The sequence below is a fragment of the Lelliottia sp. 489 genome (assembly GCF_050435885.1).
Lineage (GTDB): Bacteria > Pseudomonadota > Gammaproteobacteria > Enterobacterales > Enterobacteriaceae > Enterobacter > Enterobacter nimipressuralis.
On record NZ_JBNDLC010000001.1, the window covers coordinates 678,367 to 690,937 of the forward strand.

Here is a 12,571-nt window from a genome sequence, read left to right on the forward strand (position 1 = left end):
GATTTTTTTGCCAGAAACTTGATCTACACATTGATGCGAAGAATAGCCAGGACACAAAAGCGAAAATCGGAAAGCCTGACCTTTGCTAAAATAGGGATATAACTATCAGGACTCGTCGACGTTTCACGGGTCCCTCTTTTTTGCGCAATGTAAGGGTGTCACATGATCACTATTGACGGTAATGGCGCGGCCGCGTCCGTCGCGTTCCGCACCAGCGAAGTTATCGCCATCTACCCCATTACACCAAGTTCGACCATGGCGGAACAGGCTGATGCCTGGGCGGGCAACGGGCTAAAAAACGTCTGGGGCGATGTACCCCGGGTCGTCGAGATGCAGTCGGAAGCCGGTGCTATCGGCGCGGTTCACGGCGCACTGCAAACAGGTGCCCTCTCGACGTCGTTCACTTCATCGCAGGGTCTGCTGCTGATGATCCCCACGCTGTATAAGCTCGCCGGGCAGTTAACGCCGTTCGTGTTGCATGTGGCAGCGCGTACCGTTGCCACCCATGCTCTGTCGATTTTCGGTGACCACTCGGATGTGATGGCCGTCCGTCAGACGGGCTGCGCCATGCTGTGTGCCAGTAATGTGCAGGAAGCCCAGGACTTTGCGCTGATTTCCCACATCGCGACGCTGAAAAGCCGGGTGCCGTTTATTCATTTCTTCGATGGTTTCCGCACCTCTCACGAAATCAATAAAATCGTCCCGCTGTCGGACAACACGATTCTCGAGCTGATGCCGCAGGACGAGATCGATGCCCACCGCGCACGCGCGCTGAACCCTGAGCATCCGGTTATTCGCGGCACTTCCGCAAACCCCGACACCTATTTCCAGTCCCGTGAAGCCACCAACCCCTGGTACAACGCGGTTTACGATCACGTTGAGCAGGCGATGAGTGATTTCTCGGCGGCCACCGGGCGTGAATATAAGCCGTTTGAATACTATGGCCACCCGCAGGCCGAGCGCGTTATCGTGCTGATGGGCTCTGCGATTGGTACCTGTGAAGAGGTCGTCGACGAGCTGCTTTCACGCGGCGAAAAGGTCGGTGTACTGAAAGTGCGCCTGTACCGTCCCTTCTCTGCGAAGCATTTGCTGTCCGTGTTGCCGGAAAGCGTCCGTTCCGTTGCGGTACTCGATCGCACCAAAGAGCCGGGCGCGCATGCAGAACCACTCTATCTGGATGTGATGACGGCCCTGGCCGAAGCCTTCAACAGCGGTGAGCGCGAAACGTTGCCGCGCGTCATCGGCGGACGCTATGGTTTGTCGTCGAAAGAGTTCGGGCCTGACTGCGTGCTGGCAGTGTTTAATGAGCTGAGCGCCGGAAAACCGAAACCGCGCTTTACGGTCGGTATTTATGACGATGTGACTAACCTGTCACTGCTGCTGCCAGAAAACACCCTGCCGTCGACGTCGAAGCTGGAAGCGCTGTTTTACGGTCTGGGCAGTGACGGTAGCGTCTCTGCCACCAAAAACAATATCAAAATCATCGGTAACTCCACGCCGTGGTATGCCCAGGGCTATTTCGTCTACGACTCCAAAAAGGCGGGCGGCCTGACCGTCTCGCACCTGCGCGTCAGCGAAAAACCGATTCGTTCCGCCTATCTGGTTGAGCAGGCCGATTTTGTTGGCTGTCACCAGCTGCAGTTTATCGACAAATATCAGATGGCCGAACGCCTGAAACCGGGCGGAATTTTCCTGATTAACACCCCGTACAATGCTGACGAAGTGTGGTCGCGACTGCCGCAGGAAGTGCAGGCGGTGCTAAATCAGAAACAAGCCCGTCTGTTTACCGTCAACGCGGCGAAAATTGCCCGTGAATGCGGCCTGGCGGCACGCATTAACACCGTCATGCAGATGGCCTTCTTCCACCTGACGGATATTCTGCCGGGCGACAGCGCGCTGACCGCGTTGCAGGGCGCCATTGCCAAAAGCTACAGCAGCAAAGGGCAGGATCTGGTCGAGCGAAACTGGCAAGCGCTGGCTCTGGCCCGTGAATCTATTTCTGAGATCCCGCTTCAGCCGGTGAATACCGCCAGTGCAAACCGGCCACCAGTGGTGTCTGACGCCGCGCCTGATTTTGTTAAAACCGTGACCGCCGCAATGCTGGCGGGTCTGGGCGATGCCCTGCCCGTCTCCGCCCTGCCGCCGGACGGCACCTGGCCGGTGGGCACCACCCGCTGGGAAAAACGCAACATCGCCGAAGAGATCCCGATCTGGAAGGAAGATCTCTGTACGCAGTGCAACCATTGCGTTGCAGCCTGTCCACACTCGGCCATCCGCGCAAAAGTGGTTTCTCCGGAAGAGATGGAAAATGCCCCTGCCAGCCTGCACTCGCTGGATGTGAAATCCCGCGATATGCGTGGGCAGAAGTACGTGCTGCAGGTCGCGCCGGAAGACTGCACAGGCTGTAATCTGTGCGTCGAAGTATGCCCGGCGAAAGATCGCCAGAATCCGGAAATCAAAGCCATCAATATGATGTCGCGCCTGGAACACGTGGAAGAAGAGAAAGTGAATTACGACTTCTTCCTCGGCCTGCCGGAAATCGATCGCAGTAAGCTCGAACGTATCGATATTCGCACTTCCCAGCTGATTACACCGCTGTTTGAATACTCGGGCGCCTGCTCCGGCTGCGGCGAAACGCCTTACATCAAGCTGCTCACCCAGCTGTACGGCGACCGCATGCTGATCGCGAACGCCACCGGCTGTTCGTCTATCTACGGCGGTAACCTGCCTTCTACGCCGTATACCACCGATGCCAATGGCCGTGGCCCGGCTTGGGCAAACTCTCTGTTTGAAGATAACGCCGAGTTCGGGCTGGGCTTCCGTCTGACGGTGGATCAGCATCGCGCCCGCGTGATGCGTCTGCTGGAACAGTTTGCCGATAAGCTTCCTGCTGAATTAAATGAAGCGCTGCACAGCGACGCCACACCAGAGGTGCGTCGCGAGCAGGTGGCAGAACTGCGTCAGCATCTTCAGGGCGTGGAGGGTGCACAGCAGCTGTTAACCGACGCCGATGCGCTGGTCGAAAAATCGATCTGGCTGATTGGCGGTGACGGCTGGGCATACGACATTGGTTTTGGTGGACTGGATCATGTTCTGAGCCTGACGGAAAACGTGAACATTCTGGTGCTCGATACTCAGTGTTATTCCAACACCGGCGGTCAGGCGTCCAAAGCCACCCCGCTGGGTGCCGTCACCAAGTTTGGTGAGCACGGTAAACGCAAAGCGCGTAAAGACCTGGGCGTCAGCATGATGATGTACGGTCATGTGTATGTCGCACAGATTTCGCTTGGCGCGCAGCTCAACCAGACGGTGAAAGCGATACAGGAAGCGGAAGCCTATCCAGGGCCGTCGCTGATCATCGCTTACAGCCCTTGTGAAGAGCACGGTTACGATCTGGCGCTGAGCCACGATCAGATGCGCCAGCTGACGGCGACCGGGTTCTGGCCGCTGTATCGCTTCGATCCGCGTCGTGCCGATGAAGGGAAACTGCCGCTGGCGCTGGACTCACGTCCACCGTCTGATGCGCTGGCAGAAACGTTGATGCAGGAGCAACGCTTCCGTCGTCTCAATGCACAGCAGCCAGAAGTGGCCGAGCAACTGTGGAAGGACGCGGCGGCCGATCTGCAAAAACGCTATGACTTCCTGGCGCAGATGGCAGGAAAAGGCGAGAAATCGACCAGCGAGTGATAAAAAAAAGCCCGGAGCATCAGCTCCGGGCATATCCTGTCAATTCTGGATGATAGCTCAGTAAAACACTCTCAGTGCATTAACGGATGAAGAATCATAAAGGCATATAACGGTTTAAAGTTTACCCTCAACTAACAGGAAAGAATAATTTTTAATTCATATAGTTCAATGAATTACATTCACTGTAATTATTTTTCCACCCCGTGTTACGCGTCACCCACTTGCACGCTCGCCCCTGCTGTTAGATGATAAATCTCCTGTTTTATGCTGTAAGGGACAAATCATCATGGTCCATCATCCTGTAAGGTCTTCACGTATCGCCTCCATTGGCTATGATGAACGCAGCGCCACGCTGGAAATCCGCTTTCTCGATCGTCGGACGCTGCGGTATCAGCAGGTTCCGGTACGTGTCTATAACGATTTTTTGCAGGTCGTGTCAAAAGGTCGCTTTTATGATGGCGTCGTAAAGGGGAAGTTTAAGGAAATCACCGTATACTGAGCCTTATCCCTATCCACGTGAAAGGATTTCTTCCGTGCTTACCCGCTTATCATGGGCTGCTCTGATTTTGCTAACCTGTCTGTGGATGGCATTAATTTTTGATTTCGGCGATATCGTGCGTCATCTCAGTGAATTACTGCAGGCACTGGATGCGGATTAACACGCCTTTTATTGTTAGTTTTAATAGATATCAGTCATTGGCTGTCTCTTTCTCCGCTTAGGCTAAAATTGAATGTGTATGCGCACATTCAATTGAACATCGGCCTTCTCGATAACCAGGAGATCAAATGACTGACTTAAACGAACGCGTTGAAACCCTTGAACAGACAATTAATGAGCTACAAATAGACCTTCACGCATCAAAGATTGCCATCACTGTTTTATCCTCGGTAATTAATAACATGAGTGGCAATCCTGGCCTTCTTTCAACTTCATACGAGGAGGAAAGAAGCTCGGCACCACTGGTTAAGTTCAACCATCCCGAGCAGGAAGGATATGAAGATAAGGTGACGGAGAGAGTTTTAGCGCTGCTGGCAAAATCAGGCCAGGTGGAGTAAACAACGCTGCCCGGCTTTACGAGGCTTACGGGATAACGCCGTCATTGTGCTTCTGCTCATGGTGATGGCCTTAAAAACACATGCCCGCGATCCAGCAAATTGATGTGACTTCAGCGCTTACGTTTTATTTATCACTGTCGATAGCCTCTGAGTGATTGTTAATTCAGCCTTTATTATCCCGGCAGAGACTGTCATTTCATCAGAGATATTTCCCCCCTTAAACGTTAGCATATAATATATTTAACATTCTCCTGTTTTTGAATTTACGCCTCCGCCAGGAAGTTTCTCATTTTATTGCTAAATCCTTTCTATGTGCCCCCTGCCCTAAATATCAGCTACCCTTAAAGACTGCGTGAATGATGCGCATCACTTTTTCACAAGTCGAATTGTGAGAGGAGTATTTAATGACAATCAAGACTCTCGAAGATTTATTCATTCATGACCTTTCTGATATTTACAGCGCAGAAAAACAAATCACCCGCGCGTTACCTAAAATGGCGCGGGCGGCGACAGATCCCAAACTGATTGCTGCTTTTAATCAGCACCTTGAAGAAACGCATGGTCAAATTGAACGGCTTGATCAGTTGGTAGAAAGCACAGAAGGTGTGCGAATCAAGCGCATGAAATGCCATGCCCTTGAAGGGCTGGCAGAAGAAGCGCAGGAAATCATCGACTCCGTCGAAGCGGGGCCGGTCCGCGATGCAGGTCTGATTGGCGCCGCCCAAAAAGTGGAACACTATGAAATTGCCACTTACGGCACACTGCATGCTCTTGCTAAAAAGCTGGGATACAAAGATGCGGCAAGGCTGCTGGAAGAAACCCTCAAGGAAGAGAAAGCCACTGACGAAAAATTGACGGTGATTGCTGATCAGCAGCCCTAAATTCGTTTGTTGGTAAATAATCGGCCTGCCGCCGTGCATTGAGCACGCCTGCAGGCCTTTTTTTGGCCTGAGGTTTGGTATGGCCTGGTACTCAGAAACCCCACTCCTCACGGGCCGTATCGGGGCGCGATGAGCTTCTGCTGCAAAACGTGCTGGCATTCGTCGCCGCAATCCGTACCATACACGGCACACTTTCGCATGCTGGTTGCTATCAGCAGGCGCTAACCCGTCTTCTATTGCCAATCAGATGGGGCACGAAAATGCGCAGAGGGTGTATGAAATCTATGCTTCATGGATAGAAGTAGTGAACAGCGAGCAGGTCGAAATGCGCCTCATGACGCTGGCGCGTTAAAATGGTTTTGTCCCACTGGTGCCCCATTTGATATTTGAGTAAAGTATAAATGCAAGATAATCAATCAGTTAATAAGAAAGAGCAATACAACCTGAACAAACTGCAAAAGCGTCTGCGCCGCAACGTCGGTGAAGCCATTGCAGACTTCAACATGATTGAAGAAGGCGACCGCATTATGGTCTGCCTGTCAGGCGGTAAAGACAGCTACACGATGCTGGAGATCCTGCGCAATCTGCAGCAAAGCGCACCGGTGAACTTTTCCCTGGTGGCGGTCAATCTGGACCAGAAACAGCCTGGCTTCCCGGAACACATCCTGCCGGAATACCTTGAGCAACAGGGCGTCGAATATAAGATTGTCGAAGAGAATACCTACGGCATCGTCAAAGAAAAGATCCCGGAAGGGAAAACCACCTGCTCCCTGTGTTCCCGTCTGCGCCGCGGTATTCTGTATCGCACCGCCACCGAACTGGGCGCGACGAAAATCGCACTCGGCCATCACCGCGACGATATCCTGCAGACCCTGTTCCTGAACATGTTCTACGGCGGCAAAATGAAAGGGATGCCGCCGAAGCTGATGAGCGACGACGGAAAACACATCGTCATTCGCCCGCTGGCCTACTGCCGTGAAAAAGATATCGAACGTTTTGCGCAGGCGCGTGAATACCCGATCATCCCTTGTAACCTGTGCGGCTCCCAGCCGAACCTGCAGCGTCAGGTGATTGGCGATATGCTGCGCGACTGGGATAAACGTTATCCGGGCCGCATTGAGACCATGTTCAGCGCGATGCAAAACGTTGTGCCTTCTCACCTGTGTGATACTGAACTGTTCGATTTCAAAGGCATTAAGCACGGCGCGGAAGTGGTGAACGGTGGCGATCTGGCGTTCGACCGCGAAGAGATCCCGATGCAGCCTGCGGGCTGGCAGCCGGAAGAAGATGAGTCTCAGTTGGATGAAATGCGACTGAACGTTCTGGAAGTGAAGTAATACTCTGGCGTCTCAGAGACTCTCTGAGACGCTTTTCTTTGTGCCTTATTTCAGCAAACGCACCTTACAGGTTTTGCCTTTAATCTTCCCGCCCTGCAGCTGTTTCCATGCTTTATTCGCCACTTTCTGACGCACCGCTACATAGACATGTGCCGGATGCACCACAATTTTGCCGATATCCGCACCCTCGAGTCCGATATCCCCGGTCAGCGCGCCTAAAACATCCCCGGGACGCATTTTGGCTTTTTTGCCGCCGTCGATGCACAGAGTCGCCATTTCAGCGGCCAGTGGCGTGATACTGATGCTGCCCAAAGCAGGCATCCAGTTGAGTTTCAGCTGCAGCATTTCAGACAGAATGTTGGCGCGCTGCGCCTCTTCTGGTGCGCACAGGCTGATCGCCAGACCGCTGTTGCCCGCTCGCGCTGTACGACCAATACGGTGAACGTGAACTTCCGGGTCCCACGCCAGCTCGTAGTTAACCACCAGCTCCAGGGATTTGATGTCTAGGCCGCGCGCTGCCACGTCCGTTGCCACCAGCACGCGTGCGCTGCCGTTGGCGAAACGCACCAGCGTCTGATCGCGGTCGCGCTGTTCCAGATCGCCATGCAGGGCGAGCGCACTCTGCCCCGCCTCTGCAAGCGCGTCACAGACGGCCTGGCAATCTTTCTTCGTATTACAGAACACCACGCAGGAGGCCGGCTGATGTTTGCTCAGCAGCTTTTGCAGCAGCGGAATCTTGCCGTTTTGCGAGGTTTCGTAGAACTGCTGCTCGATGGACGGCAGCGCATCCACCGCGTCGATTTCAATGGTAGCCGGGTTGTTCTGCACCCGTCCGCTGATTGCCGCAATCGCTTCTGGCCAGGTCGCGGAAAACAGCAGCGTCTGGCGCGTCGCGGGCGCAAAACGAATCACTTCATTGATGGCATCGGTAAAGCCCATATCCAGCATGCGATCCGCTTCATCCATCACCAGCGTTTGCAGGGCATCCAGCGAAACGGTGCCTTTTTGCAGGTGATCGAGCAGACGGCCAGGCGTGGCGACAATAATGTGCGGCGGATGTTGCAGCGAGTCGCGCTGCGCACCGAACGGCTGGCCACCGCAGAGGGTCAGAATTTTGGTGTTAGGCAGGAAGCGCGCCAGACGACGTAACTCCCCTGCCACCTGATCCGCCAGCTCGCGCGTCGGACAGAGCACCAGGGACTGCGTCTGGAACAGGCCCGCATCAATCTGCTGGAGCAATCCCAGGCCAAAGGCGGCCGTTTTTCCACTGCCGGTTTTAGCCTGCACGCGAACGTCTCGTCCTTCCAGAATCGCCGGAAGCGCGGCAGCTTGTACAGGGGTCATCGAGAGATATCCCAACTCGGTAAGATTGTCGAGTTGGGCGGCAGGCAGAACGTTCAGCGTAGAAAAAGCGGTCACAATGTACTCTCAAGGTAAAAAATCACAGTCAGTTGGCGCGTATCCTCGCAGATCTGCGCTACCGATGCGACAATTTAATCGGTTCTTCATCCGGCGGCGGGTCGGGCATTGGCTGCGGACGGGGAATCGGATCGGGGACAGGCACCGGATCGATGGGTATCGAGTCAGGTACCGACAGTTGCGTGTAAAGCAGTGAAAGCAGATAGCTCATGTTTCCCTCCAGTTTATCGGGGTGACCCTTTTAGGGTAGACGCTGAGATTCTGGAGGCAAAAAAAAGCCGACTAATTTAGTCGGCGTCGTACGAATCAATATGTGCTATGCAGTAATTCAAAAAAGGAAGTAAGACAATATGGAGCGCAACGCCCATCGCTTGACGTTGCATTCACCTGCGGGAGTAATACTGCACCGAACGGGGTAGCCGTTTATTGACTTCGCTCAAACAAAAACGCGTTTTGAAGCCTGAAAATATGTAAATTTACAGCCATTTACTGCGATGCAACCACCACGCAACACCACCAATCAAAACAACTAACATGATGCAAAAAGCGGAAAAGCCGAACCGGTATGCCCCGCCCGGTATACCCCCGAGATTCACACCAAATAGCCCGGTCAAAAACGTGCTGGGTAAAAAGACCATCGCCATTAACGACATGGTGTACGTCCGGCGCGAAAGTGACTCTTGCATCACCGTTGCGATTTCATCGGTCATTACCGCCGTTCGCGCAATACAGGAGTCGATCTCATCCAGCCCGCGCCCGAGCCGATCGGCGATATCCTGCATACGACGTCGCTGATCGTCATTCATCCACGGCAGACGTTCGCTGGCGAGCCGCGCGTAGACATCACGCTGCGGGGTCATGTAGCGACGCATCACAATGAGCTGTTTACGCAGCAGAGCAAGATAACCGCGAGGCGGAATTTGCTGATCGAGCAAGTTATCTTCGAGATCGATAATTTTGTCGTGCAGCTCTTCGATAAATTCACTGGCGTGATCCGTCAGCGCATCGCAGGCATCGACCAGCCACGCGCCGCAGTCGACCGGCCCGGTCCCCTCTTTCAGATCGTTGACCACATCATCCAGCGCCAGCACTTTGCGCTGACGGGTGGAGACAATCAGACGTTCATCCATATAAAGACGCATGGCGACCAGCTGATCCGGGCGCTCGTCGGTGCTGCCATTAATGCAGCGCAGCGTAATCAGCGTGCCCTCCCCGAGACGGCTGACGCGCGGTCGCAGGCTCTCACCGGCCAGCGCATCGCGCACGCTGTTTGGCAGCAGCGGCGTCGATGACAGCCACTGCGCACTGTCCGGATGGGTGTAGTTCAGATGCAACCAGCAGGGGTGCTCGCTGTCGATAATATCGTCATCTTCAAGGGGTCGCGCCCCGCCTTTACCGTCCAGCAGCCACGCAAATACCGCATCCGGAACATTAACGTCCGATCCCTTAATGCCTTCCACAGTGACTCCCCCTTTTTGTCATGAACATCGTCAGTCTAGCCTTCCCGAAAGGTTATTCAACATCTACCGACAGCATAGCGCTGAATTTGCTCATGAATTAACCCTTTTCCTACTCTAACCACTGGACAGAAAGATGCAAAACAGTAGAGTTACAGAAATGCTGCCATTTTGTTTTTAAATGTATCTTTTACGAGTGTGACGATGAAAAAGCCCTGTGCGGCCTTCGATGTTCGTCTTGCAGAAATGCGGACCATTGCCATTAAAACCAGTGTGACATGGTTCCTGTGGGTAAATATGTTGTTCTCCTCTTTCATCCTGGGGCGTAACTATTTCTCCGCCTTCGAGTCAGAGGTCCTTTTCCACCACCCTGCGGCAGTGCTGGAAACCATGATGGTGGCCGACCTGACCCTCTCCGCCGCCGTGTTATTCATCATGCGGATGGCACCCCTGCAAAACGCACAGTGGCTCGGTACGTTAGCAAAGTGGACCGTGGTGGCCCTCAGTCTGTGCTGGGCGGGCTGTTTCTTTGTCCTGATCGTCAGCAACGATCTGCGCATCATCTTCCCCTCTGCCGCATTACTGCTGTTTACCGCGCTGATCTCACTCTACTTTGATCCCAAAGTCCTGCTGAGCTTTATTCTGCCGGTCTGGCTGACGATTCTTGTCACCTCACTTTTTTACCGCAATGGCCTGACGGTCATGAATGGATTGCAGTGGATTTTGCTGGCGGGACTGATTGAATCAGGCCGACGTATTCTCAACAGCTGGTTTCTGCTCGCCCTGCGCCGCGAGCAGGAAAATGCGGATTTGATTCAACGCCTGGGCCTGCTGGCCAACAACGACCCGCTGACCGGGATTGCGAACCGTCGGTCATTTGAAGCGCAGATGGATCAGGCCATCCTGCGCCATCAGCAGGATGGAAACAGCTTTGGGCTGATCATGCTCGATGTCGATCACTTTAAACTTTATAACGATTATTACGGGCATCAAAAAGGCGACCTGTGTCTGATGGCCATCGCCAGGGCGCTGGAATCCGCCGCGCTGACCTCAAGCGGCATTGTCGGGCGTTTTGGTGGCGAGGAGTTTGTTTTGCTGCTGCCCGATGCGGACTCGCAGGCGTTACAGTCGGCTGCACAGAATATTGCGGCGGTGCTTCAGGCGCAGAATATTCCTCACGCGGGTTCTCCCGTCAGCGACCGCGTGACGGTGAGCCAGGGGCTGGCGTTATGGCAACCCGGCGTGACCGCGCGGGAACTGATAGCGAGGGCGGACAAAGCGCTGTATCAGGCGAAACAGGCAGGACGAAACCGCTACAAAGTATAAAGCCTGGCGAACCAGGCTTTTTTTCAGTCAGTATGAGTGTTCTGCGTGGCGGGGAAAGGCGCTGTGCTCCTGGCGCACACTCTCCTGCCAGTCAGGTTGCGAGCCGCCCTCCAGCCTGAAATTCCGGGTGCGCGTCTGAAGTTCAATCACCTGGTTTTTCAGCACATCGGAGGAGCCTGACAGTTCATCCACCATCGCCACGTTGCTTTGCGTCACACGCTCCAGCTCAGACAGCGCCTGCGTGATTTGCGAAATCCCTTTTTCCTGTTCAGACGTACTCGCCGAAATCTCATCCATCAGTTTGCTGACATGCCCGGAACCGTTAACGATTTCGTGCATATTTTTCTCGGCTTCCGCGACCACCGTCACGCCCTGCGTCACGTTATTGCTCGTCACGTCGATCAGCGACTTAATGCTTTTCGCCGCTTCTGCACTGCGATGGGCAAGATTACGCACTTCACCGGCGACCACGGAGAAACCTTTGCCGTGATCGCCAGCCCTTGCCGCCTCGACCGCCGCGTTCAGCGCCAGAATATTGGTCTGGAACGCGATGCCGTCGATCAGAGAGATGATCTCGGTCATTTGCTGCGCGCATTCCGTAATCGACTGCATATTATTTGCCACCTGCCCCATCAGCTCGCCACCTTTGCGCGCCTGCACCGTCGCGTGGTTCGCACGCTCGCTGGCAAGACGGGTGTTATCGGCGTTGTTACGGGTGCTGGCCGCCATCTGCTCCATGCTGGCAGCGGTCTGAATAAGTGAAGCGGATTGCTGCTCTGTCTTCACCGACAATTCCGCGCTGCGTGAGGAGAGTTGTTCTGAGAGGGTCATCGCGGTTTGCGACGAGGCGCGTATTTCCCGCACCAGCGTGGCGATGTTACTGGATAAGCTGTTGATCCCAGGAATTAAACGCCCTGCACAGTTGTTGCCAAACTCGGGGATAGAAACGGCAAGATTGCCTGAGGTGACCTCTTCGATACTTTTTTTCACGGTGTTGATCGGCGTCACAAGATATTTTGTCATGTAGGACCACAGCAACATGACCGCAAGCACATTAATAATATTTACTGCGATAAAAAGCGTTGTACTTTCCGATAAAGTCCAAACTAAACCATCAATGATTAAAAGCACGACCAGCAGAAAATATATAATAAAGGTTCTTACGCTAATATTTCTAAGCATAATTGATCCCATACAACAAGTCGGAGGAGGTATATTGGTTATAGCATTCGCATTTTCTTTTTCCACCACATTTTAAGTGGCATTTATTATTCACCTTCGGATACCGTAAATTTACCTTAAGTCAGCACGTAGAATCGGCTTAACATCAATCATGGGCGTTTTATTCTTTTCACCCCTATTTTCTTTGTGACAACAATAGTTAGCAAACAGATGATTAAATATTAAC

General features: G+C 53.6%; 11 protein-coding genes and 1 pseudogene. 8 read left to right on the plus strand and 4 right to left on the minus strand.

The features are described 5' to 3' along the window. Window positions 1-162: 162 nt before the first annotated feature. The 7 genes and pseudogenes from nifJ (at window position 163) to ttcA (ending at window position 6,961) form a co-directional block, all read left to right on the plus strand. Window positions 163-3,687: a pyruvate:ferredoxin (flavodoxin) oxidoreductase gene (gene nifJ, locus ABIE11_RS03395; protein WP_429183989.1), complete on the plus strand. Its 3,525-nt coding sequence runs from the start codon at window positions 163-165 to the stop codon at window positions 3,685-3,687. 286 nt (window positions 3,688-3,973) lie between these two features. Continuing rightward, complete coding sequence (locus ABIE11_RS03400) at window positions 3,974-4,186, plus strand: KTSC domain-containing protein (protein WP_100780022.1); 213 nt, start codon at window positions 3,974-3,976, stop codon at window positions 4,184-4,186. 34 nt (window positions 4,187-4,220) lie between these two features. Next, on the plus strand, window positions 4,221-4,346 hold the full coding sequence (locus ABIE11_RS03405; protein ID WP_256469542.1) for a hypothetical protein: 126 nt from the start codon (window positions 4,221-4,223) through the stop codon (window positions 4,344-4,346). 127 nt (window positions 4,347-4,473) lie between these two features. Beyond that, complete coding sequence (locus ABIE11_RS03410; RefSeq protein ID WP_312154048.1) at window positions 4,474-4,743, plus strand: hypothetical protein; 270 nt, start codon at window positions 4,474-4,476, stop codon at window positions 4,741-4,743. 404 nt (window positions 4,744-5,147) lie between these two features. Then, entirely contained in the window at window positions 5,148-5,624 is a 477-nt protein-coding gene (locus tag ABIE11_RS03415; protein ID WP_100780020.1) for a ferritin-like domain-containing protein, read from the plus strand. Between the two features lie 136 nt (window positions 5,625-5,760). Beyond that, window positions 5,761-5,976: pseudogene (locus tag ABIE11_RS03420) on the plus strand (tyrosine-type recombinase/integrase); the annotation flags it as partial. A gap of 49 nt (window positions 5,977-6,025) precedes the next feature. After that, the gene (gene ttcA / locus ABIE11_RS03425; RefSeq protein WP_100780019.1) at window positions 6,026-6,961 is read left to right on the plus strand and encodes a tRNA 2-thiocytidine(32) synthetase TtcA; all 936 of its coding nucleotides are present in this window, start codon (window positions 6,026-6,028) and stop codon (window positions 6,959-6,961) included. A 45-nt stretch (window positions 6,962-7,006) separates the two neighbouring features. Here ttcA and dbpA read toward each other — a convergent pair whose 3' ends face one another. The 3 genes from dbpA to zntB form a co-directional block, all read right to left on the minus strand. Continuing rightward, window positions 7,007-8,380 carry an ATP-dependent RNA helicase DbpA gene (gene dbpA / locus ABIE11_RS03430; RefSeq protein ID WP_429183990.1) on the minus strand — a complete coding sequence of 458 codons (1,374 nt, stop codon included), beginning with the start codon at window positions 8,378-8,380 and terminating at the stop codon, window positions 7,007-7,009. A 58-nt stretch (window positions 8,381-8,438) separates the two neighbouring features. Then, the gene (locus ABIE11_RS03435; RefSeq protein WP_157809239.1) at window positions 8,439-8,591 is read right to left on the minus strand and encodes a hypothetical protein; all 153 of its coding nucleotides are present in this window, start codon (window positions 8,589-8,591) and stop codon (window positions 8,439-8,441) included. Between the two features lie 265 nt (window positions 8,592-8,856). Then, window positions 8,857-9,840 carry a zinc transporter ZntB gene (gene zntB / locus ABIE11_RS03440; RefSeq protein WP_100780017.1) on the minus strand — a complete coding sequence of 328 codons (984 nt, stop codon included), beginning with the start codon at window positions 9,838-9,840 and terminating at the stop codon, window positions 8,857-8,859. A gap of 201 nt (window positions 9,841-10,041) precedes the next feature. Here zntB and ABIE11_RS03445 point away from each other — a divergent pair, with 201 nt between their 5' ends. Further along, window positions 10,042-11,163, plus strand: coding sequence for a membrane-associated sensor domain-containing protein (locus ABIE11_RS03445; protein ID WP_429183991.1), 1,122 nt, complete (start codon window positions 10,042-10,044; stop codon window positions 11,161-11,163). A 27-nt stretch (window positions 11,164-11,190) separates the two neighbouring features. Here ABIE11_RS03445 and ABIE11_RS03450 read toward each other — a convergent pair whose 3' ends face one another. Continuing rightward, window positions 11,191-12,345 (minus strand): methyl-accepting chemotaxis protein, encoded by a 1,155-nt coding sequence (locus ABIE11_RS03450; RefSeq protein ID WP_371972507.1) that lies wholly within the window; start codon window positions 12,343-12,345, stop codon window positions 11,191-11,193. Window positions 12,346-12,571 lie beyond the last annotated feature (226 nt).